This window comes from Pollutimonas nitritireducens, assembly GCF_002849615.1.
Taxonomy (GTDB): Bacteria; Pseudomonadota; Gammaproteobacteria; order Burkholderiales; family Burkholderiaceae_B; genus Pollutimonas; species Pollutimonas nitritireducens.
The window spans coordinates 102,344-127,854 of record NZ_PDNV01000001.1; the positions used below are offsets into that span (position 1 = coordinate 102,344).

29 protein-coding genes and 1 tRNA gene are annotated in these 25,511 nt (G+C 57.4%); 25 read left to right on the forward strand and 5 right to left on the reverse strand.

Annotation, left to right across the window (positions count from 1 at the left end):
* Positions 1 to 18 precede the first annotated feature (18 nt).
* From hisH to tatC, 9 genes are all read left to right on the forward strand, one after another.
* Positions 19 to 672: an imidazole glycerol phosphate synthase subunit HisH gene (hisH, locus tag CR155_RS00475; protein ID WP_102068047.1), complete on the forward strand. Its 654-nt coding sequence runs from the start codon at positions 19 to 21 to the stop codon at positions 670 to 672.
* A 51-nt stretch (positions 673 to 723) separates the two neighbouring features.
* On the forward strand, positions 724 to 1,467 hold the full coding sequence (gene hisA, locus CR155_RS00480) for a 1-(5-phosphoribosyl)-5-[(5-phosphoribosylamino)methylideneamino]imidazole-4-carboxamide isomerase (RefSeq protein ID WP_102068048.1): 744 nt from the start codon (positions 724 to 726) through the stop codon (positions 1,465 to 1,467).
* Complete coding sequence (hisF, locus tag CR155_RS00485; protein WP_102068049.1) at positions 1,464 to 2,276, forward strand: imidazole glycerol phosphate synthase subunit HisF; 813 nt, start codon at positions 1,464 to 1,466, stop codon at positions 2,274 to 2,276. The genes hisA and hisF overlap by 4 nt, the downstream gene beginning before the upstream one ends.
* On the forward strand, positions 2,273 to 2,677 hold the full coding sequence (gene hisI, locus CR155_RS00490; RefSeq protein WP_102068050.1) for a phosphoribosyl-AMP cyclohydrolase: 405 nt from the start codon (positions 2,273 to 2,275) through the stop codon (positions 2,675 to 2,677). The genes hisF and hisI overlap by 4 nt, the downstream gene beginning before the upstream one ends.
* The gene (locus CR155_RS00495; RefSeq protein ID WP_102068051.1) at positions 2,674 to 3,027 is read left to right on the forward strand and encodes a phosphoribosyl-ATP diphosphatase; all 354 of its coding nucleotides are present in this window, start codon (positions 2,674 to 2,676) and stop codon (positions 3,025 to 3,027) included. The genes hisI and CR155_RS00495 overlap by 4 nt, the downstream gene beginning before the upstream one ends.
* A gap of 82 nt (positions 3,028 to 3,109) precedes the next feature.
* A complete protein-coding gene (locus tag CR155_RS00500) occupies positions 3,110 to 3,478 on the forward strand; it encodes a histidine triad nucleotide-binding protein (RefSeq protein WP_102068052.1) in 369 nt (122 codons plus the stop codon).
* A 12-nt stretch (positions 3,479 to 3,490) separates the two neighbouring features.
* Positions 3,491 to 3,721, forward strand: coding sequence for a Sec-independent protein translocase subunit TatA (gene tatA / locus CR155_RS00505; protein WP_102068053.1), 231 nt, complete (start codon positions 3,491 to 3,493; stop codon positions 3,719 to 3,721).
* 3 nt (positions 3,722 to 3,724) lie between these two features.
* Positions 3,725 to 4,174 (forward strand): Sec-independent protein translocase protein TatB, encoded by a 450-nt coding sequence (tatB, locus tag CR155_RS00510; RefSeq protein ID WP_102068054.1) that lies wholly within the window; start codon positions 3,725 to 3,727, stop codon positions 4,172 to 4,174.
* Entirely contained in the window at positions 4,171 to 4,953 is a 783-nt protein-coding gene (gene tatC / locus CR155_RS00515; protein WP_102068055.1) for a twin-arginine translocase subunit TatC, read from the forward strand. Before tatB ends, tatC begins: the two co-directional genes overlap by 4 nt.
* A gap of 23 nt (positions 4,954 to 4,976) precedes the next feature.
* Here tatC and CR155_RS00520 read toward each other — a convergent pair whose 3' ends face one another.
* Positions 4,977 to 6,125: a S1C family serine protease gene (locus CR155_RS00520; protein WP_102068056.1), complete on the reverse strand. Its 1,149-nt coding sequence runs from the start codon at positions 6,123 to 6,125 to the stop codon at positions 4,977 to 4,979.
* A gap of 27 nt (positions 6,126 to 6,152) precedes the next feature.
* Between CR155_RS00520 and CR155_RS00525 the strand changes: the two genes are divergently transcribed.
* Positions 6,153 to 6,929: a Nif3-like dinuclear metal center hexameric protein gene (locus CR155_RS00525; RefSeq protein WP_102068057.1), complete on the forward strand. Its 777-nt coding sequence runs from the start codon at positions 6,153 to 6,155 to the stop codon at positions 6,927 to 6,929.
* Positions 6,930 to 6,957: 28 nt separating this feature from the next.
* Here CR155_RS00525 and mscL read toward each other — a convergent pair whose 3' ends face one another.
* Positions 6,958 to 7,407, reverse strand: a complete 450-nt coding sequence (gene mscL / locus CR155_RS00530; RefSeq protein ID WP_102068058.1) for a large conductance mechanosensitive channel protein MscL — start codon at positions 7,405 to 7,407, stop codon at positions 6,958 to 6,960.
* 124 nt (positions 7,408 to 7,531) lie between these two features.
* Here mscL and petA point away from each other — a divergent pair, with 124 nt between their 5' ends.
* The 5 genes from petA (at position 7,532) to CR155_RS00555 (ending at position 11,752) form a co-directional block, all read left to right on the forward strand.
* The gene (petA, locus tag CR155_RS00535; RefSeq protein ID WP_102068059.1) at positions 7,532 to 8,182 is read left to right on the forward strand and encodes a ubiquinol-cytochrome c reductase iron-sulfur subunit; all 651 of its coding nucleotides are present in this window, start codon (positions 7,532 to 7,534) and stop codon (positions 8,180 to 8,182) included.
* 79 nt (positions 8,183 to 8,261) lie between these two features.
* Positions 8,262 to 9,650, forward strand: a complete 1,389-nt coding sequence (locus CR155_RS00540) for a cytochrome b (protein WP_102068060.1) — start codon at positions 8,262 to 8,264, stop codon at positions 9,648 to 9,650.
* A gap of 20 nt (positions 9,651 to 9,670) precedes the next feature.
* Positions 9,671 to 10,525: a cytochrome c1 gene (locus CR155_RS00545; RefSeq protein ID WP_199171638.1), complete on the forward strand. Its 855-nt coding sequence runs from the start codon at positions 9,671 to 9,673 to the stop codon at positions 10,523 to 10,525.
* A gap of 148 nt (positions 10,526 to 10,673) precedes the next feature.
* On the forward strand, positions 10,674 to 11,282 hold the full coding sequence (locus CR155_RS00550; protein ID WP_102068062.1) for a glutathione S-transferase N-terminal domain-containing protein: 609 nt from the start codon (positions 10,674 to 10,676) through the stop codon (positions 11,280 to 11,282).
* Between the two features lie 5 nt (positions 11,283 to 11,287).
* Positions 11,288 to 11,752, forward strand: coding sequence for a ClpXP protease specificity-enhancing factor (locus CR155_RS00555; RefSeq protein ID WP_102068063.1), 465 nt, complete (start codon positions 11,288 to 11,290; stop codon positions 11,750 to 11,752).
* Between the two features lie 114 nt (positions 11,753 to 11,866).
* On the opposite strand, the gene hpaI is transcribed toward CR155_RS00555, so the two are convergent.
* The gene (hpaI, locus tag CR155_RS00560; protein ID WP_102068064.1) at positions 11,867 to 12,628 is read right to left on the reverse strand and encodes a 4-hydroxy-2-oxoheptanedioate aldolase; all 762 of its coding nucleotides are present in this window, start codon (positions 12,626 to 12,628) and stop codon (positions 11,867 to 11,869) included.
* 76 nt (positions 12,629 to 12,704) lie between these two features.
* On the opposite strand from hpaI, the gene CR155_RS00565 reads away from it, so the two are divergent.
* Positions 12,705 to 12,780, forward strand: a tRNA-Thr gene (locus tag CR155_RS00565).
* 180 nt (positions 12,781 to 12,960) lie between these two features.
* Entirely contained in the window at positions 12,961 to 13,752 is a 792-nt protein-coding gene (locus CR155_RS00570) for an SDR family NAD(P)-dependent oxidoreductase (RefSeq protein WP_233213806.1), read from the forward strand.
* Between the two features lie 22 nt (positions 13,753 to 13,774).
* On the opposite strand, the gene CR155_RS00575 is transcribed toward CR155_RS00570, so the two are convergent.
* The gene (locus CR155_RS00575) at positions 13,775 to 15,370 is read right to left on the reverse strand and encodes a GMC family oxidoreductase (protein WP_102068066.1); all 1,596 of its coding nucleotides are present in this window, start codon (positions 15,368 to 15,370) and stop codon (positions 13,775 to 13,777) included.
* Between the two features lie 3 nt (positions 15,371 to 15,373).
* On the reverse strand, positions 15,374 to 16,177 hold the full coding sequence (locus tag CR155_RS00580; protein WP_102068067.1) for a shikimate dehydrogenase family protein: 804 nt from the start codon (positions 16,175 to 16,177) through the stop codon (positions 15,374 to 15,376).
* A 135-nt stretch (positions 16,178 to 16,312) separates the two neighbouring features.
* Here CR155_RS00580 and CR155_RS00585 point away from each other — a divergent pair, with 135 nt between their 5' ends.
* The 8 genes from CR155_RS00585 (at position 16,313) to CR155_RS21260 (ending at position 25,428) form a co-directional block, all read left to right on the forward strand.
* On the forward strand, positions 16,313 to 17,059 hold the full coding sequence (locus CR155_RS00585; RefSeq protein ID WP_102068068.1) for a GntR family transcriptional regulator: 747 nt from the start codon (positions 16,313 to 16,315) through the stop codon (positions 17,057 to 17,059).
* A 146-nt stretch (positions 17,060 to 17,205) separates the two neighbouring features.
* Complete coding sequence (locus tag CR155_RS00590) at positions 17,206 to 18,408, forward strand: ABC transporter substrate-binding protein (RefSeq protein WP_102068069.1); 1,203 nt, start codon at positions 17,206 to 17,208, stop codon at positions 18,406 to 18,408.
* Between the two features lie 70 nt (positions 18,409 to 18,478).
* Positions 18,479 to 19,345: a branched-chain amino acid ABC transporter permease gene (locus tag CR155_RS00595; RefSeq protein WP_102068070.1), complete on the forward strand. Its 867-nt coding sequence runs from the start codon at positions 18,479 to 18,481 to the stop codon at positions 19,343 to 19,345.
* A 12-nt stretch (positions 19,346 to 19,357) separates the two neighbouring features.
* Positions 19,358 to 21,139: a branched-chain amino acid ABC transporter ATP-binding protein/permease gene (locus tag CR155_RS00600; RefSeq protein ID WP_102068071.1), complete on the forward strand. Its 1,782-nt coding sequence runs from the start codon at positions 19,358 to 19,360 to the stop codon at positions 21,137 to 21,139.
* Entirely contained in the window at positions 21,132 to 21,836 is a 705-nt protein-coding gene (locus tag CR155_RS00605) for an ABC transporter ATP-binding protein (RefSeq protein ID WP_102068072.1), read from the forward strand. Before CR155_RS00600 ends, CR155_RS00605 begins: the two co-directional genes overlap by 8 nt.
* A gap of 21 nt (positions 21,837 to 21,857) precedes the next feature.
* On the forward strand, positions 21,858 to 22,856 hold the full coding sequence (locus tag CR155_RS00610; protein ID WP_102068073.1) for an NAD(P)H-quinone oxidoreductase: 999 nt from the start codon (positions 21,858 to 21,860) through the stop codon (positions 22,854 to 22,856).
* Entirely contained in the window at positions 22,856 to 23,617 is a 762-nt protein-coding gene (locus tag CR155_RS00615; protein WP_102068074.1) for an SDR family oxidoreductase, read from the forward strand. The genes CR155_RS00610 and CR155_RS00615 overlap by 1 nt, the downstream gene beginning before the upstream one ends.
* Before the next feature lie 167 nt (positions 23,618 to 23,784).
* The gene (locus tag CR155_RS21260) at positions 23,785 to 25,428 is read left to right on the forward strand and encodes a methyl-accepting chemotaxis protein (protein ID WP_102068075.1); all 1,644 of its coding nucleotides are present in this window, start codon (positions 23,785 to 23,787) and stop codon (positions 25,426 to 25,428) included.
* Positions 25,429 to 25,511: the final 83 nt, after the last annotated feature.

Sequence of the window (25,511 nt, forward strand, 5' to 3'; positions counted from 1 at the left end):
CCTGAACGGCTGCTATCCGTGAATACTATCGCCATCGTTGACTACGGCATGGGCAATTTCCACTCGGTTGCCCGCGCGCTGCAGGCCGCGGCACCGGATGCCGACGTGCGTATCTGCAATCAGGCGCACGACATCGACCAGGCGTCGCGCGTGGTTTTCCCCGGCCAGGGCGCCATGCCGGACTGCATGCGCACGCTCAACGAGTCGGGCTTGCGCGAGGCCGTCGTCCGCGCCGCGCGCAGCAAGCCTTTGCTGGGTGTGTGCGTCGGCGAACAAATGCTTTTTACCGAAAGCGAGGAAGGTTATGTGCCATGCCTGGACATCTTTCGCGGCCAGGTCAAGCGCTTTGCCGGCCCCCAGTACGCCACAGGCGCGCAGGAAAATCAGGAACACGAGTTGCTGAAAATCCCGCATATGGGCTGGAACCGGGTGCAGCACGTAAAAGACCACGCCTTGTGGGCCGGCATACCCGACAACAGCCATTTCTATTTTGTGCACAGCTACTACGTTGAGCCCGAAGATTCCGACCTCACCGTAGGGGTTAGCCATTACGGTATCGGCTTTACGTGTGCCATCGCAGCGGCTAACATTTTCGCCGTACAGTTCCATCCGGAGAAAAGCGCCGAGCACGGCTTGCGCTTATACCGGAATTTCGTCGACTGGCGGCCCTAACGGTCGACCCACCGCCTTTTTCACTATCACTGTTTTTATCGGCTACCCACCATGCTACTCATCCCCGCCATCGACCTGCAAGACGGGCGTTGTGTTCGCCTTCGCCAAGGTGACCTGGACGACGCAACGATTTTTTCCGACGATCCTTCCGCCATCGCCACGCAATGGATAGACCAGGGCGCCCGGCGCCTGCATCTGGTCGACCTCAACGGCGCCGTGGCCGGGAAACCCAAGAACGAGCCTGCCATTAAATCGATAATCGCCGCCGTGGGCGGCGACATACCGGTGCAGATCGGCGGCGGCATTCGCGACCTGGACACCATCGAACGCTACCTCGATGCCGGCATCAGCTATGTCATCATCGGCACGGCTGCCGTGAAAGACCCCGGATTCCTGCACGATGCCTGCAGTGCTTTTCCGGGCAATATCATCGTTGGCCTGGACGCCCGCGACGGCAAGGTCGCCACCGATGGCTGGAGCAAACTGACGCGTCACGACGTGCTGGACCTCGCCCGCAAGTTCGAAGACTATGGCTGCGAAGCCATTATCTATACCGATATCGGTCGTGACGGCATGCTCTCCGGCGTCAATATCGAAGCCACGGTCAAGCTGGCCCGGCATGTGCGCATCCCCATCATTGCATCGGGCGGCGTCACCGACCTGCGCGACATCGAAGCGCTGTGCGCGGTTGAAGACGAAGGCATAGAGGGCGCCATCCTGGGCCGCAGCCTTTACGAGGGCACGCTCGACTTTGCCGCGGCGCAGGAAATGGCTGACGAGCTCGGTACAGCATGATCCAGGCTACCTCGATTGCAGAGATCGACACGGAACTCACCCGCCGCATCATTCCCTGCCTGGATGTCACCGCAGGGCGCGTGGTCAAGGGTATCAATTTCGTCGACCTGGTCGACGCGGGCGATCCTGTGGAGATTGCCCAACGCTACAACGAACAGGGCGCCGACGAACTCACCTTCCTGGACATCACGGCCACCAGCGATGCGCGCGACCTGATCCTGCCCATCATCGAATCGGTGGCCCGTCAGGTGTTCATTCCGCTTACAGTGGGCGGCGGTGTCCGGCAAGTTGCCGACATCCAGCGCCTGCTCAATGCGGGCGCAGACAAGGTTTCCATCAACAGCGCAGCCATCGCCAACCCGGAACTCATCCAGGCGGCGGCCGATTACCACGGTTCCCAGTGCATCGTGGTCGCCATCGATGCGCGCCGTGTATCGGGCGCCAACGAACCAGCCAAGTGGGAAATCTTCACGCATGGCGGGCGCAAGGCCACCGGTATCGACGTGTTGGAGTGGGCACGCAAGATGGCCGCATACGGCGCCGGCGAAATACTGCTGACCAGCATGGATCGCGACGGCACCAAATCAGGCTTCGACCTGGAGCTTACCCGCGCCGTTTCCGACGCCGTACCAGTCCCGGTCATCGCATCGGGCGGCGTCGGCAATCTGCGGCATCTGGCCGAAGGCGTCACCACAGGGCGGGCCAATGCCGTGCTGGCGGCCAGCATCTTTCACTATGGCGAGTACACCGTGCAGCAAGCCAAGGAATACATGGCGGCGCAGGGCATCAAGGTGCGGTTGACGCAATGACAGAACAGCTTCCATGGCTCCAGGACGTGACCTTCGACGACAAAGGCCTGATCCCCGCGATTGCGCAAGACGCCGACACCGGGACCATTCTGATGGTGGCCTGGATGAATGCCGAATCGCTGACCGAAACGTTTGCCACGGGCCGCGCCGTGTATTGGTCGCGCTCGCGTCAGCGACTGTGGCGTAAAGGCGAAGAATCGGGTCATGTGCAGCAGGTGCACGAACTGCGACTCGACTGCGATGGCGACGTTCTCTTGTTAAAGGTCAAGCAGGAAGGCGGCATTGCCTGCCATACTGGTCGGGAAAGCTGCTTTTTCCGACGTCTTGATGGCGACGCCGGCAACGCCGTCTGGACCATCACCGACCCGGTCCTGAAGAACCCCGACCTGATCTACAAATGACTCAATCCGACACCGCAACCATCCTGGCCCGTCTGGCCGATACACTGGAATCGCGCCTGCCCCAAAATGGCGGCGACGCTTCCAGCTCCTACACCGCCAAGCTTCTGGCCCGCGGCCCCGATTCATTCCTGAAGAAAATCGGCGAAGAAGCCACCGAACTGGTCATGGCGGCCAAAGACAATACCCCCGAACGCATCATCAGCGAAACCGCCGACCTGTGGTTTCACTGCCTGGTCGCACTGGCCCACTACGGGCTGCGGCCCGAACAGGTCCTTGCCGAACTGGCCCGGCGCGAAGGCACATCCGGCCTGGTTGAAAAGGCTGGGCGCAGCGATGCCGGGCACTCCTAGACCGGCCATCTTTTAAACCGGTCGTCCAAGTCGAATACGCCGCGGCCCCGACTTGCCCACATTAATCACTACGAGAACTTCAATGAGCGAGAACTGTCTATTCTGCAAAATAGCCAAGGGCGCTATTCCATCCAAAAAGGTTTATGAAGACGAAGATTTCTTCGCTTTTCACGACATAAATCCTGCGGCTCCCGTACACTTGCTACTTATACCCAAACGCCATATCGTATCCATGCAGGACGTCCAGGCAGACGATGCCCCGTGGCTGGGCAAGATGATGACCCTGGCGCCCAGGCTCGCGGCCGAGAACGGCTGCCGACCTGGCGCGCAAGGCGGCTTCAGGGTGGTGGTAAACACAGGATCCGACGGCGGGCAGGAAATTGCCCACCTGCATTTTCATATCATAGGGGGCGAACGCCCCTGGCAACACCGTGCGGCCCCCGCCGCATAACCGGAGATCATCATGGGTAGTTTCAGCATTTGGCACTGGCTTATCGTCCTCGTTATCGTTGCGCTTATCTTCGGCACGAAGAAGCTGCGTAATATGGGCGAAGACCTCGGCGGTGCCGTCAAAGGGTTCAAGAAAGGCGTTGCCGACGTCAAAGACGACAAGACGCCCGACTCCGTTACGCAACAGCGCATGAAAAACGACGAGACAATCGACGTACACGCCAAAGAAAAAACTGACGTATAAGCCATGTTTGATGTCAGCTTCAGTGAACTGCTGCTTATCGGCGTCATCGCGCTTATCGTCATCGGACCCGAACGCCTGCCCAAGGTAGCCCGCACCCTCGGCCACCTGGTAGGCCGGGCCCAGCGCTACGTGTCCGATGTCAAAACCGATATTCAACGTGAAATCAACCTTGACGAACTAACCAGTTTGAAAGGCCAGATGGACGACGCCGCGAAATCGGTCAAAGAATCCATGGAAGATGCCAGCGAAAGCCTGCGCAAGCCGCTGGGCGAAGCACAGCAAGCACTGAAAGACGCCTCGGCGTCTGTCGACGCCCTGGTCAAGGATACCAAGGCCGATATCGACGCCCCGGCCATCGCCGGCCCGGTCGATACGGCTACCCTGCCCTTGCCCGGAATCGGACAAGCAGAACCCACGCCAGTCAATACGCCTGCCCCGGAGACGCGCACGTGACCCAAGACGCCTCCACGCAAGACACCTTCATTTCACACCTTGTCGAGCTGCGAACACGCCTGCTGCGGGCCGTGGTTGCCGTCATCCTGGTGTTTATCGTGCTGTTCATCTACCCCGGGCCGTCGGCCATCTACGATGTGCTGGCGCAGCCCATGCTGTCCTCGTTGCCGGAAGGCACCCGCATGATCGCCACAGGAGTCATTACGCCTTTCATGGTGCCAGTCAAGGTCACCATGATGGCGGCCTTCGTCCTGGCCCTGCCTGTCGTGCTGTACCAGGCCTGGGCCTTCGTGGCGCCGGGCCTGTACAAGCACGAGCAACGGCTAGCCCTGCCCCTTATCGCCTCCAGCACACTGCTCTTCATCCTGGGCATGGCGTTCTGTTACTTCGTGGTGTTCCGCACGGTATTTCAATTCATCGCCGGCTTCGCTCCCCAGTCCATTACACCCGCGCCAGACATCGAAGCCTATGTCAGTTTCGTCATGACGATGTTCCTGGCATTCGGCGTAACGTTCGAGGTGCCCATCGCCGTTGTTCTGCTGGTGAAAAGCGGCATGGTCACCGTGCAGAAACTCAGGGCGGCGCGCGGCTATGTGGTGGTGGGCGCATTCGTCATTGCCGCCGTCGTGACCCCTCCCGACGTACTCAGCCAGTTCATGTTGGCCGTGCCCTTGTGCCTGCTGTACGAACTTGGAATTTTGGTGGCCAGCACCCTGAAGAAGCGGGAAGCGTCAACCCTGAGCAGCGAAGACGAAATCGCCACCCACCACGAGCCGTAAAAAGTTTCTATGCGATCCGCAGGTCAAGGCTTGCGGATCCGGGGACGCGAACCCACCTCCACGGTCGCCTCACGCTTCTTGCCATCGCGCATGAACAGCAAGCTGACCTCTTCGCGAGGCGCCAGTGGCGCAATCTGGTTCAGGAAGCCGATGGAATCGTAGACTTCCTGGCCATTTATCTTCAAGACGATATCACCCACCCTCAAGCCCGCACGCCAGGCAGGTCCATTCCTGAGGACGCTGGCAATGATCACACCAGCTTCGCTATCCAGGCCGAATGCCTGCGCAAGATCCGGCGTGATGTCCTGAGGCTCCACACCCAGCCAACCGCGCGTCACCGTCCCCGTCTCGATGATCTGGTCCATGATGATATGTGCCGCCTGGGCCGGAATCGCGAACCCTATGCCCAGCGAACCGCCCGTTTCGGAATAGATGGCCGTATTTATGCCGACCAGCCGGCCGGTGGTATCGATAAGCGCGCCGCCCGAATTGCCCGGATTGATGGCGGCATCGGTCTGGATGAAATTTTCGTAGATATTGATGCCGAGCCGATTGCGCCCCAGGGCCGACACAATGCCCATGGTGGTTGTCTGCCCAACGCCAAAGGGATTCCCTATGGCCAGCACGACATCGCCGATGCGCACTTGATGGTCGCCGTTGAAGGCAATGGCCGATAATTTCGGCAGGTTTATCTTCAGAACCGCCAGATCGCTTTCCGGATCCGCACCCACCAATTCCGCAGGGGCCTGACGTCCGTCGCTAAGACCTACGTCGATGGCGTCGGCGGCTTCGATGACGTGATAATTCGTCAGGATATAGCCATCGCTGCGCACGACAACGCCAGAGCCCAGCGAGGTAGCCTCTTTGCGCCGGATGAATCCCGGCATGTCGCGAAAGTAGCGCTTGAGCTCCGGGTCGCTGGGTAGCGGCACCACGGGCACATTGATATGCTTGCTGGTGTACACATTGACCACCGCCGGTGTGGCAACGGCCACGGCGTTGGCATACGACACTTCGGCGCCACGCGATGTGTCCACCGCGGGCACCGGCGACACGGGCGTAGCAAGCTGTGGCGACGATCGCAGCCAATCCGGGCGCAAGGTTGCCACGATGAATAAAATACCCAGGCATACCGTTACGGTTTGGGCGAAAAGCAACCACAATCGACGCATAAGGCTATAAGGGAAAAAAGACGAGCAATGAAACAGGTATCCACACACCAACTGGCTAACTGGCTTGATGCCACTTTACAGGTCCATCGCTTCAAGGACTACTGCCCCAATGGGCTGCAAGTCGAAGGAAAAACTTCGATCCGTCACATTATCACCGGAGTCACGGCCTCGCAGGCCCTGCTGGAGGCCGCCGTGGCGCGCAACGCCGACGCCGTGCTGGTCCATCACGGATGGTTCTGGAAGAACGAAAATCCTTGTATACGCGGACCGAAACGCAAACGTCTGGCGCTGGCGCTGCACCACGATCTCAACGTATTTGCTTACCATTTGCCCCTGGATGCTCACGTTTCCCTGGGCAACAACGCCCAATTGGCGCGTGTCCTGGGCTTTACACCGGACCGGGACAGCGACGGCGCGCCGATGACCTGCGGACCCGATGGCGTGGTTTGGCTGGGGCGTTGCGACCCGCCGATGATGCTGCAGGAATTGGGCGACAGCATTTGCAATAGCTTACAACGCCGTCCGCTCGTTGTCGGTAATACGCAACAGCGTATCGCGCGTATTGCCTGGTGTACAGGCGGCGCCCAGGGCATGTTCGAGGCCGCCGTGACCGCCGGCGTGGATGCCTACCTGACCGGCGAAGCGTCCGAACCAACGTTCCACCTGGCCCGGGAAACCGGCACAGCCTTCATCGGAGCCGGCCACCACGCCACCGAACGCTATGGCGTCCAGGCGCTGGGCGCCGCCATCGCACACGAATTCGGTGTCAAGGTGGAGTTCATCGACGTCGACAACCCCATATAAAACCGGCCTGCCCGTCGTTACCGTGTGCCTACCGCTTCAAGGAGTCGCGGATTTCACGCAGCAACACGACTTCTTCCGCCGGTGCCGGCGGGATGGCCGCTTCTTCCCGGATGACGCGCTTGCGTGCCGAGTTGATGGCCTTGACCAGGCAAAACACGACAAAAGCCAGCAGAATGAAATTTATGAGGATGGTGACGAAATTTCCCCACGCCAGTATGACTGCGCCAGCTTCGGCGAGTGCGTCGTAGGTTCGTGGACCGGTGTAGTTCGCTGGCGCGCGCAAGACCCAGAATTGATTGGCGAAATCGACCTGGCCGCCGAGTATGAAGGAAATCACCGGCATGATGACGTCCTTGACCAGGGAATCAATGATTTTGCTGAAAGCCGCGCCGATTATGACACCGACCGCGAGATCGATCATGTTGCCCTTGACTGCGAACTCTTGAAATTCCTGCAGGAAACCGCGTGCCTTGCTCATGTCTTGCCCCCTTGAAAATTCCACCCCCGATCAGGCTAACGCTATAATACGCGGCAAATGCGATAGTACACAGCTGAAAACAGTAAATGGTATGCCCTGGAAGGGCATGAATAAGGATACTAGAATGAGTCAGATTACGACACAGCTCGATGATTCCCCAGCGGTTGATCCCAATCTTCCGCCCGATCCATCGCGCCGTTTCTGGGTAGCTTCGGCCTGTGCCGTCGGCGGTGTGGCTGGCGTTGCCACGGCAGTGCCTTTTGTCAGTTCCTTTGCGCCGTCCGAGAAAGCCCGCGCGGCAGGAGCCCCCGTCGAGGTCAACGTCTCCGACATCGCGCCCGGCGAAATGCGTACGGTCGAATGGCGCGGCAAACCGGTCTGGATCATGCACCGCACCGAAGCTCAGCTAAAAGGCCTGGTCAGCGACAAGCACGAAGCCGAACTGGCCGACCCCGATTCCAATCGCCCCGGCTATACGCCGGAGTACGCAAAAAATGATTACCGCTCACGCAAGCCCGAACTCTTTGTTTGCGTCGGCATCTGCACCCACCTCGGGTGCTCGCCATCGCCGGTATTCGCTACCGGCGCACAGCCAGGCTTGCCTTCCGATTGGGCAGGCGGGTACTTTTGCCCTTGCCACGGTTCCTACTTCGATCTGGCCGGCCGCGTTTACGCCAACAAGCCCGCGCCCGACAACCTCGAGGTTCCGCCACACACGTTTTCGGCCGACGGTAGCACCCTCACCATTGGTGTCGACGAAAACAACAAGGGCTGATGCCCGGGATCGGGGCGCGCACCTGCCCCGAACACTGAACCCGTTACACGCTTCGTAAGATAGAAAAGGAGCCGTTTTCATGGCTGGCGATAAAACCGTCGAAACGACAGGACTCTTGGGCTGGATAGATAGGCGCTTCCCGCTTAGCTCCCTGTTCAAAGAGCATATGTCCGAATACTATGCACCAAAGAATTTCAACTTTTGGTATTTCTTTGGGTCCCTGGCGCTGCTGGTGCTCGTCCTGCAAATCGTGACCGGTATTTTCCTGGTCATGAATTACAAGCCCGACGCAAAGCTTGCCTTCGAGTCGGTCGAATACATCATGCGTGAAGTGCCGTGGGGATGGCTCATCCGCTATATGCATTCCACCGGTGCGTCCATGTTCTTCGTGGTGGTCTACCTCCACATGCTGCGCGGCCTGTTCTACGGCTCGTACCGCAAGCCGCGCGAACTGGTCTGGATCTTCGGCGTCGCCATCTTCCTCTGCCTCATGGGTGAAGCCTTCTTTGGCTATCTGCTGCCTTGGGGCCAAATGTCCTACTGGGGCGCCCAGGTCATTGTGAACCTGTTCTCGGCCATCCCTTTCATCGGACCTGAATTGTCAGTATGGATCCGCGGCGACTACGTCGTCTCCGATGCAACGCTGAACCGCTTCTTTGCCTTCCACGTCATTGCCATCCCGCTGGTCATCATCGGCCTGGTCGTGGCGCACATCATCGCCTTGCATGAAGTGGGCTCGAACAACCCCGACGGCGTCGAAATCAAGCAAGGTCCCAAAGACCGCAATGGCCATCCCGTTGACGGCATTCCGTTCCATCCCTACTACTCTGTGCACGACATCATGGGTGTGGCCGGCTTCCTGATCATTTTCGCTGCCATCGTCTTCTTCGCGCCTGAAATGGGTGGGTACTTCCTCGAGTACAACAACTTCATTCCCGCCGATTCACTGAAGACGCCACCGCACATTGCACCGGTCTGGTACTTCACGCCGTTCTACTCCATGCTGCGCGCCACCACGGCCGACTTCACGTGGATACTCACTGCCGCCGCCGTACTCGGCGCCATCGCCACACTGGTGACAAGCAAGCAGAAAGGCATCTGGCGCCTGGCCATTCCGGTCATCCTGCTGGTGGTGGCCGTCCTGCTGCGCGTCATCGATGCCAAGTTCTGGGGCGTAGTCGCCATGGGCGGCGCGGTCGTGATCCTGTTTTTCCTGCCATGGCTCGACCATTCGCCGGTCAAATCGATACGCTACCGCCCTACCTGGCACAAGTACTTCTATGCCATTTTCATTGTGAATTTCCTGGTGTTGGGCTATTTGGGCACGCAAGCGCCCAATCCGACCTTCAACTTGATGAGCCAGATCGGAACCGTAATCTACCTGGGCTTTTTCTTCCTGATGCCCTTCTGGAGCCGGATCGGAACATTCAAGCCCGTGCCGGACCGCATTACTTTCCGCGCTCACTAAGGCCACCAACACGTTACGGAATGATCATGATCAAAAAGCTTATCGGGACCATTGCTTTATCACTGACCTGCGCGGTATCGTTTGCCGCCGGCGGTGGATACAAGCTGGATCAGGCCCCCAATCGCATCAACGACATGGCAGCGCTGCAAAACGGCGCCAAGCTGTTCGTCAACTATTGCATGGGCTGCCATAGCGCCAATTCCATGCGCTACAACAAACTCGCCGACATCGGCCTGACCGAAGAGCAGATCAAGAAAAATCTGCTTTTCACCACCGACAAGGTGGGCGACCTCATGCATATCGCCATGACCCCTGCCGATGCGAAGAAGTGGTTTGGCGTTGCGCCACCCGACCTCTCCGTCATTGCCCGCGCAAAATCGGCAACCATGGGTCCATCTGGCGTTGACTACGTGTACACATTCCTGCGCACGTTCTACCGTGACACCTCCAAGGTTACGGGCTGGAATAACCTGGTCTTCCCAAGTGTCGGCATGCCCAACGTACTATGGCAACTGGAAGGGCCCCGTTCCCTAGAGCACGTCGTCGTCCACGAAGCCGAACGCGCGGATGGCACGAAGGCATGGGAACGCAGCACAGCCAGCTACGATGCCCAGGGTTTCTCCGTCATCAAGACGGAAGAACTCAAGGACTACAATGGTTCGCCGGTGGACCGGGCTATACTGAAGCCAGCTAACGCCAGTGCATCCGCGGCATTCGACAATAATGTCGCTGATCTCAGCAACTTCCTTGGCTGGATGGCCGAGCCCATGCAGATGGAGCGCAGGAAGCTGGGCGCCTGGGTACTCTTGTTCCTGGCCCTGTTCATGGTGGTTGCCTGGCGCCTGAACGCTGCTTTTTGGAAAGACGTCAAATAAGCAGTCCGCTTGCCACGGCGCGTACCGGCGCTGCGGCAAGGCTGCCGGTCAAGAAATAGGCGTAACGGAGATCGATACGCCTATTTCCCTTTTCTGAGTCTCACCCCGGTGGACTCTTGTTCTTATTTCTACGATTGGAATCCGCGACATGATGGTGCTCTATTCTGGAACGACTTGCCCGTTCTCCCAACGCTGCCGCTTTGTGCTGTTCGAAAAAGGCATGGATTTTGAAATCCGCGACATCGACCTGTACAACAAGCCCGAAGACATTTCAGTCATGAATCCCTATGGCCAGGTTCCCATCCTGGTCGAACGCGATCTGATCCTGTACGAATCGAACATCATCAACGAGTACATTGACGAACGTTTCCCGCATCCGCAGCTGATGCCGGCCGACCCCGTCATGCGCGCGCGCACGCGCTTGTTCCTGTACAACTTCGAGAAAGAACTGTTCGTGCATGTGTCGGTACTTGAAAACCGCAGTTCGACCGACACCAAGGCACAAGACATCGCTCGCCAGAATATTCGCGACAGGCTTGCGCAATTGGCACCCATGCTGTTAAAAAACAAATACATGCTGGGCGAGGAATTCTCGATGCTGGATGTCGCCGTCGCCCCTCTGTTATGGCGCCTGGACCACTACGGTATCGAACTGCCCAAAAATGCAGCGCCCATCCAGAAATATGCCGAACGCATCTTTTCGCGTCCGGCCTACATTGAAGCGCTGACGCCGTCCGAAAAGGTCATGCGTCGCTGACAGCCATGCAAGAATCGTCAACCAAGCCCTACCTGATACGCGCGCTGCACGAGTGGTGTACCGACAACGGTTACACGCCACATATTGTGGTCACGGTCGACGCCAATACGGTGGTGCCGCTCGCGCATATCCACGATGGCCAGATTACGCTCAATATCGGCAGCCTGGCCACCAACCGCCTGACGCTCGGAAACGACTATATCGAGTTCCAGACCCGCTTTGGCGGGATCACGGAACAAATCTTCGTTCCGGTGGCGGCGGTATCGGCCATCTACGCGCGCGAAACCGGCGCGGGCATGGGCTTCGAAGTTGCTGAGTCAACCCCCTATACCGGTACCGATACGGAAGGCCGACAGCGCCAGGGTCCCAAAGCCCTCAGCGAAGCTGCCACGGCATCCACCGCGGACGGGAAGGACGGCGTCGATGGCACCGACCCACCCAAGCCACCCCGTCTTACCATCGTCAAGTGAATGAAATACACCCCGAAGGTCGAATGTCGACCTTCGGGGTGCAGTCTGCGCCCTGATCCGTTTTACTTGTCCGTCTTTCGCCGCCGCCCACGGGCGGCAACCATGAACGGACAGTTACCGGAAACGGGCTGCCAGTTTTTCCGTCTCGCGCGCAAGTATGGCCAGATCCATGCCCACCGCCGTGAACAGACTACCCAGCTCCATATAGCGGCGCGCCTGGCCTTCATCGAAAGTCAGTATGCCTGGAGCTTTGCCGCAAGCGCGTATGCGTCGTATGGCGTCTTCGATGGCGCTCTGGACCTCAGGGTGCTTGGCGTTACCCAGATGGCCCAGGCTGGCCGATAAATCGGCCGGACCGATGAATACGCCGTCCACGCCGTCCACCGATGCAATCTTCTCGAGGTTATCGAGGCCTTCCTGCGTTTCGACCTGGACCAGCAGGCACAACTCCTGTTCGCAGGTATGTGCATAGTCGGCCTGTCGGCCGAAGGCGCTGGCCCGCATCGTCCCGCCCACCCCGCGCATGCCCCTGGGCGGATAGCGCATGCCCGCAACGGCCTGTGCGGCCTCTTCTTCGTTCTGGACGTAGGGAATGAGCAGGGTCTGCGCACCGATATCGAGGTAGCGCTTTTGTTGCACCGGGTCATTCCAGCTGGGCCGCACGACCGGCGACACCGGAAACGGCGCCGCCGCCTGCAACTGTCCAAGTACCGATCCCACGTCGTTCGGGGAATGTTCCGTGTCGAACACCAGCCAATCAAAGCCGGAGCGCGCGACCACCTCCGCACTGTAGGCATTGGCAAGGGACACCCATAAGCCCAGTTGATGCTGGCCGGCGGCCAAAGCGCGCTTGAAATGATTGATAGGTATTTGCATGGACTACGCCTTATTTGAAATCAAGAAAATGAAGAAGAAAAACAATAACGCGAAAATCTAGTAGAATGACGCCTTCGCCGGTTTAGCTCAGTTGGTAGAGCAGCGCACTTGTAATGCGAAGGTCGAGGGTTCAACTCCTTTAACCGGCACCAGTATAGTCAACAGAAGGCCAATCCTCCGGGATTGGCCTTTTGCTTTTTTGCGATGGCGCCGCACGCTATTGGCTATATCGAGCAACAACTTATCAGACATGTCACTTGGAAACCCTACGCATGGAAAAATTAAAGTCCATGCTTAAGGCGACCTCTTGCCGATGAGGCGATAATATTCTTTTGCAAACAACGGAATGGAGCATTCAGGTATTGTCCCTGGGTGATATAAAAAGCATGATCTCTTTCGCTGGAAATACAGTGCTCATTACCGGTGCGGCTGGCGGCATCGGCCGGGCGGTAGCAACCAGAATGAATGGTCTGGGCGCGAATGTGGCGCTTTGCGATATCAACCTCGACGCCCTTGAAGCCATACAAAACGAACTGGATTCCAGCGGAGCAACAGTAAGCATCCATTGCACCGATGTTTCCGACGAAGCATCGTGCGCAACAACCGTAAACGACGTCGCAGCGCGTTACGGAAGCATCAACCATCTTGTGCATTCCGCTGGCATTTATCCCGAGAAAATGGTCGCAGACATGACACAGGTCGAGTGGCGCCGCCTGATGGGCATCAACCTGGATGGCACTTTCTACATGTGCCGCGCCGTTATTCCGCACTTGGCCGAGAATAGCTCCATCGTCAACTTGGCCTCTATGGCTGGCCATCGTGGCAGCCATTCCCACGCGCACTATTCGGCTTCGAAAGGCGCAGTGACCAGCTTAAGCAAAAGTCTCGCACTCGAACTCGCACCCAAGACACGCGTCAATATCGTGTCTCCCGGCATTATCGACACGCCCATGGCGTCCGCTCTGTTGCAGCAGAAAGGCCAGGCCCTGCTTGACAGCACGCCGCTCAAGCGTTTTGGAACCGCCGATGAAGTCGCTGGCGCCATCCTATTCCTGTGTTCAGATTTGGCCAGCTTTGTGAATGGCGAAACCTTGCATGTGAATGGTGGCCTGTATATCGTCTGACCAGGAAGGACGAACAAGCCATTCAGGCCTTTGCGTCTTGCAGGATCATATCGGCACCCTTCTCGGCCACCATCATGACGGCGCCCTGTGTGTTGCCTGAAACCATCAAGGGCATGACGGAGGCGTCGATAACGCGCAGCCCTTCGATGCCACTGACCCGCAAGCGCGGATCTGTTACGGCCTGGGGGTCAACGCCCATACGGCAAGTCCCTATCGGGTGATAGATGGTTTGACCCGTGCTGCGCGCAAAGTCCAGCCATTCGTCGAACGTGTTGACGTCTTCGCCGGGATTCATTTCGTGAGATACATAGTCCTGCATCGCGGGCTGCTTGACGATGCGGCGCGCGATCTGCATGCCTTTGATGAGCGCCTCGCGGTCCGTTGGCGCGTCAAGAAAATTGGGCCGGATGGCCGGGCATTCGAAAGGACTTGAGGACTTGATATGTATGGTCCCACGCGATTCTGGACGGAGCTGTGCAACACCTATCGTCATGCCAGGCTCTTTATCGAGCACCCGATTCGCTGCATTCGCATAGCTGGCGTGGACGAAGAAATATTGCACGTCGGGTGTGGCAAGCTCTGGCGACGTCTTGATGAATCCGTGCACCAGCCCCGTGCCCAGGGTCAATATGCCTTTGCGCTGCAGGTAGTATCGGGCAACATGGCCTGCGAGCGAAACCCCACGAGACATCTCGTTTAACGTTACCGTGTTCTTGACCCGCCAATTCATACGCGTGGCGAAATGCTCGATATAGTTTTCGCCCACGCCCTTCAAGGCATGGACCACCGGAATGCCGTGGGCCTGGATCACTTCCGGATTGCCCACACCCGACAGCTCGAGCAACTGCGGCGACTGAATGGCACCAAGGCATACCAAAGTTTCACGGTTTGCCTTTACGATGACTTCGCGCCCGTCTTTACGGTAAACCACGCCCGTGCACCGCTTATGTTCGATGAGCAGGCGGACCACGTGCGCGTTCGACTCGATCTTGAGGTTCTTGCGGTTCCGGACGGGATTCAGATAGCCATCGGCGATGCTCCAGCGCCTGCCCTTATGCTGCAGAACCTGATAATAACCAAAGCCTTCCTGATCTTGATCGTTGTAATCGTCGTTATACGGGTGACCGTCTTGCGCGGCGGCTTTCAGGAATGCCTCGGCTATCGGGAAACGCTCGGCCACCTGTTCCAGATACATCGGACCGTTCTTGCCGCGCCGCGCATTACCACCCGCGTAGTTTTCCAGCTTGTGGAAATAGGGCTCGACGTCGCGGAATGCCCATCCATGCGCCCCAGCCGCTTCCCAGGCGTTGTAGTCCTGCTCTTGGCCGCGAACATAAATCATCCCGTTGATAAGCGAGGAACCGCCAAGGCCCTTACCCCTGGGCACAGCAATGCGGCGACCCTTCACATTGTCTTCGGGTTCGGTCTGAAAGCCCCAGTTGAACCGGGGGTCTGTCATCAGCTTGCTGAAGCCGGCCGGGATGGCTACCCACATAGACGATGCATCCCGTCCCGCCTCAAGCATCAGGACGCGGTATTGCCCTCCTTCGGTCAGTCGGTTAGCAAGAATGCAACCGGCTGTGCCACCACCGGCGATGATGTAATCGTAGTCGGCCATGATTCAGCCCGCCGCCGTGACGCCAAGAAATTCCGCCATCAATTCGATCTGGCATGCCAGCATGGGTGCCCCGTAATGCACCGCGCAGCCACGTTCACGGGCGGCCTGCAACATTGCGGTTTCTACCGGCTGCATGATCACTTCACAGACTACCTGGCCTGTGCGGAGCTTGGACGCGTCCAGAGGCAGGGCATCGCCTTCCTTCAGGCCCAAAGACGTCGCATTGATGACAATATCGTGACCTGATGGGTCGGACGTACCGATGTTGATGCAGGCTTGCGGGTAAAGATCCAGAACACGGCTTTTTAGGTCTTCGGCCTTGGCGACGGTACGGTTGGCAATAGTCAGGCAGCTAACACCATACCGAAGCAGGGCGAACGCTATGGCGTTGGCGGCGCCGCCGGCACCCACCATATAGGCCGTCTTGCCTTTTACTTCGTGTCCACAGGACCGCAATCCGCGCACGAAACCTTCGCCGTCCAGCATATGAGCAGTAAGCCGCCCGTCAGGTTCCCGGCGCACAACATTGGCCGCTCCGATCTTGCGGGTCAAATCGGAGGCGTCGTCGCATAAAGCCAAAATGGCGGTTTTATGCGGAACCGTAACGATAATGCCACCCAGATTCTCGAGCCGCTTCAAGCCATTGAGCACAGGCGCCAAATTGTCGGACCGCGCATGAAATGGCACGAGCACCCCGTCGTAGCCAGCTCGGGCAAAATATTCGTTCATGCGTTGCGGCGTCTTTACGTGATGGATAGGATCGGCCAGGATTCCGAACAGCTTGGTTTCACCGGTGATTTCTTTCATGACTGGGCTCCTCATGTTCTTATACAATTCCTGCCGATTACTATACCCAGCACGCTCGCCAGCGTTGGTACAATAATATATGATATATAATATACACCGCGAATTGCAAACGTACTACAGTTGGGTAGAGTTCTCATGTCCAGCCTAAAGCCTGTAAAAAAAGAAAACCTTTCCGTCAAGGTTTACAAGCAAATACGCGAAGCGCTTATCAATGGGCAATACGAGCCGGGTGAACGCCTGATCATAGGCGAGCTCGCCAGCGAAATGGGCGTTTCCATCACGCCTGTGCGTGAAGCAATCTTTCGCCTTATCAGCGAGCAAGGCCTGGAAATTCAGGCGGCCACTGCCATCTATGTGCCGTTTCTCGATTCCGAGCGCTTGTCTGAAATTCAGCAGATACGTTTTCATCTGGAAGGCATGGGAGCCGCCGAAGCGGCGCGCAAGATCACCCCCAAAGAGCTCGACGACCTCAGCGCTCTTCAGAAAGAGTTCATCAGCCTCACATCTTCAAATCCCAAACGGGCCAGCTATCTGAATCGGAAATTCCATTTCGCGATTCTGGAGGCCAGCCGGATGCCCATGCTCATCAGTACAGTGGAATCGTTCTGGGTCATTACCGGACCTATCCTCAAGGTATTCCACGTCAAGACATCCGGACTGGACTACTCCGGCGGCCAACACCGGCACGAAGCCGTACTTGATGCGCTCAAGGCACGTGACCCCGACGCGGCGACCAAGGCCATTCAGGCCGATCTCGCCTGGGGCGGCAAGATCATGATCGACTGGCTCGCCGAACGTGAAAAAGAACAGACGTTAAACCAGTCATCCAAGTCAGCGATTCAAAAAAGGTCCTGCGCTTCCAAGCCATTTACCGATCGCTAGGGAAATCCCCGATTCGCTACCCAGCAGTGCTAACTAGAATGATCGGGGAGGCGGTTTCAGCTAGAAGAACATATATCATATATTTTCCCTCCCGAAGACAATGGACGTATCCCCGATTCCTACCTTATAAAAGCAGGAGCCAATACATGTTCAAGTTGAAAAAAATAGCTATGGCGTTCGCCGCTTGCGGTGTTCTGGTAACCAGTGCGGCAACCGCCGAAGTCAAAGTTGGAGCGGTGTATCCGTTTAGTGGCGCACTTGCCTTGCTGGGTCAGGAAAGTTTTCGAGGGCTGGAGCTTGCCGTTAACGAACTCAACGAGGCCGGCGGCCTTAATGGCGAAAAAGTCACCGTCCTGAAAGCGGATGCGGTCGATCCGACGCAAGCGGTGTCCGAGACCAAGCGCCTCACATCCCAAGACGTGGCCGCCGTGTTCGGCAGCTATGCATCAGGCATTTCGTATGCCGCTACACCTGTTACCGAGCTGGCGGGCGTTCCTTATTTCGAACTCGGTGCCACGGCGCACAAGATCACGACACGGGGATATAAATACTTGTTCCGCAGCAATCCGAATACCAGCCTTTATGGCGTGTCGGTGGTGAATGCGCTGCACGAAACCATTGCTCCGGGTATGGGCATGGACAAGGACAACATCGTTATCGGGATCATCCACGAAGATGGCCCGTATGGAACAGACGTAGCTGCCACCGAGAAACAGCGTGCTGGCGAATTGGGCTATAAGGTTGCCGAAGTGCTGCCCTATTCTGCCAAGACAGTCGACCTCTCCTCGCTCATACTCAGGCTGAAGGGCGCAGGCGTAAACGTCGTGCTGCATACGGCTTATCAGAACGATGCTATTTTGTTCTTCAGCCAGGCCAAAGCGGCCGGTTTCAACCCCAACATCATTATTGGTGCGGGTGGCGGCTATTCACTGGCTGACACGGCCAAGGCCGTGGGGCCCGGCATGCATGGCGTCTTCGATCTGGACTTCCCGCAGTCTTCGATCAACCCCGACGGCGCCCCCGGTCTCAAGAAATTCCTGGATGCCTATCAGGCAACGTACAACAGTGGACCACAGTCCGGCCATAGCCTGGCCAATTATGTGGGCGCGAAAGCGTTCCTTGAAGCCATGGCTAATGCCAAATCCACCGACGCGGACAAAATACGTGCAGCGGTGCTTGCCTACAAGAAGCCCGCTGGGTCGACCGCCAATGGCTGGGCTTTCAGTTTTGGTGAAGACGGCCAGAACGAGGCGTCTACTTTCTACCTGATGCAGTGGCAAGACGGCAAGCTGGTAACGATTGCACCCAAGAACCTCGCGTTGGGCAAGCCGATCTTCACCAAGAAATAACGACCGCAGGCTGGAAAAATCAGGCATCCATCGGGATGCCTGATTTTTTCCTACTTCAAGAGGTTGCAATATGGATATTTTTGTACAGCTGCTCATCAACGGCCTGCTGCTGGGGGGCGCTTACACCATTATCAGCCTGGGGCTTACGCTGATTTTCGGTGTCGTGCGGGTCGTCAATTTCGCGCATGGCGATTTCCTGATGGTAGGGATGTATATGGTCTACCTGCTCGCCGCCAATTTCGGCTTGCATCCGTATATCGGCCTGGTTCCCATTGCCGTCATTTTGTTTGCGCTGGGCGCACTGACGCAGAAAGTAATTATCCAACCTTTACTCGACTCTGACGAACATATACAGATTTTTGCCACCGTCGGCCTTTCTACCATTTTGCTGAACCTTGCCCTGGTGCTCTTCGGCGCGAATGTGTTTCGCGCTTCAGTCGAAACCGGCACCAATGCGATTACGGTAGGCGGCTACACCATGGTCACGGGCCAAATCATCACCTTTGTCGTTGCAATCTGCCTGGCCGTCCTCTTGCATTTGTTCATGCATCACACCTATCTCGGCCGCGCGCTGCGCGCTGTCGCCCAGCATCGTTACGCAGCGATGCTGATGGGCGTTAATGTCAAGAACGTGTATATCGTCGCGTTCGGACTGGGAACAGCGTTTGTAGGCATTGCGGCCGGCTTGCTTGCGCCCCAGTATCCAGTCTTCCCGACAGTAGGTACTTACTTTGTCCTGACCGCATTTGTCATCGTGGTGCTCGGCGGCATGGGCAGCCTTTATGGCGCGGTCGCCGGCTCCATGATCATCGGTGTAGTGGACACACTGGCCGGATACTACATCGCGCCCGACTTGAAAGAAGTCGTTTATTTCGGAATTTTCCTGTTGATACTCGTTGTGCGCCCGAACGGCTTGTTTGGCTTTGGCACAGAATAGAAGGAGTGCGCCTTGTTTCCTGATTTCCGTAGCCCTAAGGCCTATGTCAGCCTGATCCTGCTGGCCGTCATGCTCCTGATTCCTGTGATCATGGGCAGTTCCTTCTGGACCAATCTGTTTGTTTTGCTGTTTGTATTCTCGGCCCTTTCGGTCGCCTGGAACATCGTGGGCGGCTACGCGGGGCAGCTGTCTCTCGGCCACGCCGTCTTCTATGGGATAGGCGGCTACACCGCCACGCTTCTCACCCAGAACTTCGGCATTACGCCGTGGATCGGCATGTTCGCAGGCGCCATCATTTCCGGCCTGGTCGCCGTGATCATCAGTTACCCGACCCTGCGCCTGAAAGGCCCGTTCTTTGCGCTGGCGACTATTGCCATCCTCGAGGTCGTGCGCTTGCTGGTCATTCATGAAGAAAGCTGGACGGGCGGTTCCAGTGGCATCAGCCTGCCACTGAACATCGGCTGGACCTGGATCGTTTTCCGCGAGAAGATCAACTACGTTTATATCGCGTTCTTCCTTTTCGTCATGGTGGTCTGGGCTTCATGGTATGTCCGCAAATCCCGCATGGGCCACTATTTGATCGCCATTCGCGAACGCGAGGATGCGGCAAGGGCTGTCGGTATCGCGACCGCCAAAATGAAGATACGGGCCGCGGTGATTTCCGCCATGCTTACCAGCCTGATCGGCACCTTCCACATCACTTACCTGACTTTCGTCGATCCTGCCTCCGCATTCTCGCTTGAACTATCGATCCAGATCGCCATGTTTGCATTGATCGGTGGCCTGGGCACGATTTCCGGTCCTATTGCCGGTGCATTCCTGGTCTTGCCTATTGCAGAGCTCGCTCGCGGATGGTTAAGCAGCGTCGGCAACGGCATGCACGGCCTGGTCTACGGCATTATTCTGGTGGTCGTCGTACTGACTATTCCCCATGGCCTAGCCGGTGCATTCGGGCCCAAGATCGAAAAACTCCTGGCTCGGCTGCCCTATCTGGGCACCCGTCGGACCAAACCCGAGTACCAGCACGACATGGATAGCGGCCATGTTCTGGACGCCAGCAAACCGGTCCTGAAGGCAGAAGGACTGTACAAGAGCTTCGGTGGTTTACAAGCTACCAACAATGTCTCTTTCGAGCTCTACCAAAATGAGATACTCGCCATTATTGGACCGAATGGTGCCGGCAAAACCACGGTATTCAACCAGATGTCGGGCTTTCTTGCACCCGACAAAGGTACCGTCTCGCTGGTTGACCGGGATGGCAACTGGACCCATTGCAAGACCCCCGACGAGTTTGCTCACAAGGGAATGGGCCGTACATTCCAGACGGCTAAGCCTTTTACGGGCCTGACCGTACTCGAAAACATCATGCTTGGCGCCTTCATCAATACGTCTGATCGCGATGAGTCCGAACAAATCGCCGTCCAGGTTGCATCCCAGACTGACCTTACCGCCTATCTGCAAACAGAAGCGCGAAACTTGACGGTGGGCGGCATGAAGCGCCTGGAGATCGCGCGCGCACTGGCGATTCGTCCAAAAATCCTGCTGCTTGACGAAGTGATGGCGGGCCTGAATCCTGCCGATCTGGAGAAAGCGGTGAAGATGTTGCGCCGCATCCGTGATTCTGGTGTGTCCATATTGCTGATCGAGCACATGATGCAAGCAACCATGGCGTTGTCCGACCGTATTATTGTCATCAACGAAGGAAAGGTCCTGGTCAGCGGGCCGCCGAAAGAAGTGGTCGAGAACCCGGCCGTTATCGAAGCCTATCTGGGTAAGGAGTACGCCGATGCTTAAAGTTTCAAACTTACATTCGGGGTATGGAAAAACGCAAGTCCTCGACGGCATTGATTTCGAAGTCAACAAGGGCGAAATTGTTACGCTCATCGGTGCCAATGGTGCAGGCAAGACCACCACGCTGAAGACGCTATGCGGCGTCATACCCACCATGTCGGGCAAAATTGAATTCGAAGGCCGTGACATGACCGGCAGTTCTACGTACGACATGGTCGAAACCGGCATCAGCATGATTCCCGAAGGTCGCCAGCTGTTCCCGAACTTCACGGTACGGGACAATCTGATCATGGGGTCGTTCAAGCGGACCGCCCGTCCAATCGTTCGGCAAAAAATGGACGAAGTACTTCAGATATTTCCCCGCGTCAAAGAGCGTCTCAATCAGCTTGCGGGTTCCTTGTCCGGCGGCGAGCAGCAAATGGTGGCTATTGCGCGCGGCATGATGGCCGACCCCAAGCTGCTGATGTTCGATGAACCTTCACTGGGCCTGTCACCGATACTTGTGCAGCAGATGTTCGATATTGTGCGCGACATTACCAACCATGGCGTCACCGTCCTGCTGGTAGAGCAAAACGTCTACCGAACCCTGCGGCTGGCCGATCGGGGCTATGTACTCGAGAATGGCGCCATTGTCATAAGCGGCACCGGCGAAGAACTGTTGGGCAACGCGCATATCAAGAAAGCATACCTGGGTCACTAATCCGTCAACGAGAATCAATATATGGCTTCTACATTCAAGTTCATCGATCATGGCAAGGGCGGCGCATCCGCCTGCATGCAAATTGGCGTCCGCGACCGACCACAGCCTACGGGCCGGCAGGTCCTTATCGAGGTGCATTATGCGGGCGTAAATCGGCCCGACGTCCTGCAACGGTCTGGCCTCTATCCGCCCCCGCCGGGGGCTTCGTCCTACTTGGGGCTGGAAGTTTCCGGCATGATCGCGGTGATCGGTCCCGACGTGCAAGACCGCAAGGTAGGTGACGCAGTCTGCGCCCTGACGCCGGGGGGCGGCTACGCCGAGTATTGCATCGCGGACGAACGCCACTGCCTGCCCATACCGAAAGGGATGGACATGCTCAGTGCGGCGTGCATTCCCGAAAATTACTTTACGGTCTGGACCAATGTGTTCGAGCGCGGCAAATTACACCACGGTGAAAAGTTCCTGGCTCATGGCGGTTCCAGCGGCATAGGCCTGACAGCCATCCAGCTTGCCCGCGAATTCGGCGCCGAAGTCTGGACCACCGTCGGCAATCAGGAAAAGGCCGACGCCTGCAAAAAGGCCGGTGCCGCGCATACCATTCTGTACAAGGAGCAGGACTTCCAGGATGTCATCCTGAAGGCCACTAAGGGCTACGGCATGGATGTCATTCTGGATATGGTCGGCGGTGAGTATATCAACAAGAACATCCATACCCTGGCGCTTAATGGACGGCTGGTGCAGATCGCTTTTCTTGAAGGAAGCAAAAGCCACGTTGATGCCCTGCCCATCATGACCAAGCGTCTGACCTTCACCGGTTCGACACTGCGTCCACGTAGCGACGAAGACAAGGAACAAATAGCGCAAGCGTTGTGCGAGCACGTTGTTCCGCTGATGGAGCAAGGCCGGTGTACGCCCATCGTCCATGCCGTCTTTCCCCTGCACGAGGCATCAAAAGCGCACGACCTTATGGAAAGCAGCCGGCATATCGGCAAAATTGCACTACAGATCAAGGACGCGTGATGAGATTCAATAATAAAGTCGCGCTGGTAACCGGCGCCCTGGGCGGCATCGGTTCGGCGATCGTAGGGGCGCTGCTTGCCGAGGGTGCCCGAGTGGGTCTGGTCGACGTCAATGCCGAAGCGGGCAAGCGCTTCGACAAGGAATTGAGTGCAGCCGGTCACCAGGTGACGTATGTAAACGCCAATGTATCCAGCTTCGCCGAATGCGAAGCCGCGTTCACTGCCATCAAGGCCCAGCTCGGCGAGGTCGATATTTTGGTCAACAATGTGGGGATTTCACCAAAGCGGGACGGCCGCGCACTGAAAGTATGGGAGATGCCCCCTGAAGAATGGGACACCGTCGTTTCAGTCAACCTGAGCAGCATGTTCTACATGACCCGCCTGGCAACTCCAGACATGATCAAAAAGCGCGAAGGTCGCATCATCAACATGTCGTCAGTCGCCGGTAAAGCATACTGCGATATCGTCGCGGCGCATTATGCGGCTACCAAAGCGGCATTGATCGGCGCAACGCGCCACTGGGCGGGTGAACTGGGCGAATATAACGTGACGGTCAATGCCCTGGCGCCGGGACGCATCAGCACGCCGCTATTGAAGATGGTGCCACAAGAAACCAACGACGCCGTCGCACAGGTTACGGCACTTAAGCGCCTGGGTACGCCCGAAGAAGTGGCCGACGCCTGCGTGTTTTTTGCCTCTGACCAGGCTCGATTTGTTACCGGCCAGACCCTGGATGTTGCCGGCGGGTGGCTAATGACCTAGCGTGCTGGTCATGCATATTTCGAAGGTCGGCATGTAAGGTTTACTAAACTTTACATATTAAATATCCAGGTAGGCCGTAACTCACCTGATCTTTTCTCTCCTCCAGCCGTAAACATCCGTAGAAACCCTAGCTAATCATAGCAAGGACATCTCCAACGGAACTCCGGATGAACAATTTCAATATCGGCACTCGACTGACTGCCGCTTTCGCCTTCATGCTCCTGCTTGTCACCATCGTTTCCGGTATAGGGGTATGGCGCATGCAGGCATCCCAAGCGATGACCGACAACATCATTGATGTGCGTCTGAAAAATGAGCGCGCTATTTCCGAGTGGAATAAGGCGATTGCCCTGAACGGCGTTCGTACCATGGCTGCTGCCAAGACCACCGACCCCGCAGTGGCGCGGTACTTCGAAGAAGATATGGCCAAGACAAGCGCCGTTGTGAACACATTGCAGGAGGCGATACGCTCCAATGTCACGGACGCCGGCGGTATCGAGCTGTTCAAGGTAATCTTGCAGAAACGCGCCCAATACCGCGACGCGCGCGCTGTCGCGCTCGAGCAAAAAGCCAAGGGCAACCTTCAGGCCGCGATGCAATTCTTCGATCGGGACATGCCTGGTTTGCAGGGAGCCTACTTGGAAAGCGTCGATAAATTGCTCGCCTATCAGCAGGAGCTGATCAACAGCGATGCCGCGCGGCTCGACTCCAATAATGAATTCGGGCGAAACCTGCTCATAGGCGTCGCCATCCTGGCAGTATTGGCCGGCCTTGCGCTCGCGCTGCTTATCACCCGGTCCATCACGAACCCGTTGCAACGCGCGCTGCGGCTGGCCCAGACCGTGTCCTCGCGCGACCTTACGAGCTCGGTCGTAATTCAAGGCAAGGACGAGACCAGCAAGCTGTTGCATGCGCTGAAACAGATGAATGACAGTCTCACCAGCGTGGTGCTCGACGTTCGCAGTGGTGCCAACTCCATTGCTACGGCATCGAGCCAAATCGCTGCGGGCAACCTGGACCTTTCCTCGCGCACCGAAGAACAAGCCAGTTCGTTGGCCGAGACGGCGGCGACCATGGAGCAACTCACCACCACAGTAAAGCAGAATGCCGACAATGCGCAGCAAGCCTGTACGTTGGCGGAAACGGCCGCACAGGTCGCGGTAAAGGGCGGCGACGTGGTGGCTCAGGTTGTACAGACCATGGGCGCCATCACAAGCTCGTCCAGGAAGGTGGCCGAAATCATCGGTGTGATCGACAGCATTGCCTTTCAGACCAACATCCTTGCGCTCAACGCGGCGGTGGAGGCGGCAAGGGCAGGCGAGCAAGGAAGAGGATTTGCCGTCGTGGCGTCCGAAGTGCGATCACTGGCACAGCGTAGTGCATCGGCCGCCAAGGAAATCAAGGGCTTGATCGACGCGTCTGTTTCGACAACCGAGGCAGGCAACACGCTGGCTGCGCAAGCGGGTGCAACGATGACCGAGACAGTCGCCAGCATCAAGCGGGTGACCGACATCATGGCCGAAATCACTTCCGCCAGCCATGAACAGAGCGTGGGTATCGACGAAGTCAACAAAGCCGTGGGACAGATGGACCAGGTTACCCAGCAAAATGCGGCCCTGGTGGAAGAAGCGGCGGCGGCATCAGCCAGCCTTCAGGAACAGGCCTCCAGCCTGGCCGGGGTAGTCGCCACCTTCAAGCTCACTGCCCAGGCCAGCGCCGTGGCCAGTACAGGTCGAACGAGTGCTCCGAGTACAGCAGGCCGGCGACCGACTGTGGCACAAGCGGCTTGGAATCTACCAAAATTATCCTGAAGCCCACATTAATATAGCTTGGAGAATTATTCAGGGCCGACTCATTAACACTTGCGCCGATCCGAGAAGGTCGGCGTTTTGTG

Coding starts and splice junctions, on each gene's coding strand:
- hisA (WP_102068048.1), top strand. CDS start 724: ATGCTACTCATCCCCGCCATCGACCTGCAAGACGGGCGTTGTGTTCGC.
- hisF (WP_102068049.1), top strand. CDS start 1,464: ATGATCCAGGCTACCTCGATTGCAGAGATCGACACGGAACTCACCCGC.
- hisI (WP_102068050.1), top strand. CDS start 2,273: ATGACAGAACAGCTTCCATGGCTCCAGGACGTGACCTTCGACGACAAA.
- CR155_RS00495 (WP_102068051.1), top strand. CDS start 2,674: ATGACTCAATCCGACACCGCAACCATCCTGGCCCGTCTGGCCGATACA.
- CR155_RS00500 (WP_102068052.1), top strand. CDS start 3,110: ATGAGCGAGAACTGTCTATTCTGCAAAATAGCCAAGGGCGCTATTCCA.
- tatA (WP_102068053.1), top strand. CDS start 3,491: ATGGGTAGTTTCAGCATTTGGCACTGGCTTATCGTCCTCGTTATCGTT.
- tatB (WP_102068054.1), top strand. CDS start 3,725: ATGTTTGATGTCAGCTTCAGTGAACTGCTGCTTATCGGCGTCATCGCG.
- CR155_RS00520 (WP_102068056.1), bottom strand. CDS start 6,125: ATGCGTCGATTGTGGTTGCTTTTCGCCCAAACCGTAACGGTATGCCTG.
- CR155_RS00525 (WP_102068057.1), top strand. CDS start 6,153: ATGAAACAGGTATCCACACACCAACTGGCTAACTGGCTTGATGCCACT.
- mscL (WP_102068058.1), bottom strand. CDS start 7,407: ATGAGCAAGGCACGCGGTTTCCTGCAGGAATTTCAAGAGTTCGCAGTC.
- petA (WP_102068059.1), top strand. CDS start 7,532: ATGAGTCAGATTACGACACAGCTCGATGATTCCCCAGCGGTTGATCCC.
- CR155_RS00540 (WP_102068060.1), top strand. CDS start 8,262: ATGGCTGGCGATAAAACCGTCGAAACGACAGGACTCTTGGGCTGGATA.
- CR155_RS00545 (WP_199171638.1), top strand. CDS start 9,671: ATGATCATGATCAAAAAGCTTATCGGGACCATTGCTTTATCACTGACC.
- CR155_RS00550 (WP_102068062.1), top strand. CDS start 10,674: ATGATGGTGCTCTATTCTGGAACGACTTGCCCGTTCTCCCAACGCTGC.
- CR155_RS00555 (WP_102068063.1), top strand. CDS start 11,288: ATGCAAGAATCGTCAACCAAGCCCTACCTGATACGCGCGCTGCACGAG.
- hpaI (WP_102068064.1), bottom strand. CDS start 12,628: ATGCAAATACCTATCAATCATTTCAAGCGCGCTTTGGCCGCCGGCCAG.
- CR155_RS00575 (WP_102068066.1), bottom strand. CDS start 15,370: ATGGCCGACTACGATTACATCATCGCCGGTGGTGGCACAGCCGGTTGC.
- CR155_RS00580 (WP_102068067.1), bottom strand. CDS start 16,177: ATGAAAGAAATCACCGGTGAAACCAAGCTGTTCGGAATCCTGGCCGAT.
- CR155_RS00585 (WP_102068068.1), top strand. CDS start 16,313: ATGTCCAGCCTAAAGCCTGTAAAAAAAGAAAACCTTTCCGTCAAGGTT.
- CR155_RS00590 (WP_102068069.1), top strand. CDS start 17,206: ATGTTCAAGTTGAAAAAAATAGCTATGGCGTTCGCCGCTTGCGGTGTT.
- CR155_RS00595 (WP_102068070.1), top strand. CDS start 18,479: ATGGATATTTTTGTACAGCTGCTCATCAACGGCCTGCTGCTGGGGGGC.
- CR155_RS00605 (WP_102068072.1), top strand. CDS start 21,132: ATGCTTAAAGTTTCAAACTTACATTCGGGGTATGGAAAAACGCAAGTC.
- CR155_RS00610 (WP_102068073.1), top strand. CDS start 21,858: ATGGCTTCTACATTCAAGTTCATCGATCATGGCAAGGGCGGCGCATCC.
- CR155_RS00615 (WP_102068074.1), top strand. CDS start 22,856: ATGAGATTCAATAATAAAGTCGCGCTGGTAACCGGCGCCCTGGGCGGC.
- CR155_RS21260 (WP_102068075.1), top strand. CDS start 23,785: ATGAACAATTTCAATATCGGCACTCGACTGACTGCCGCTTTCGCCTTC.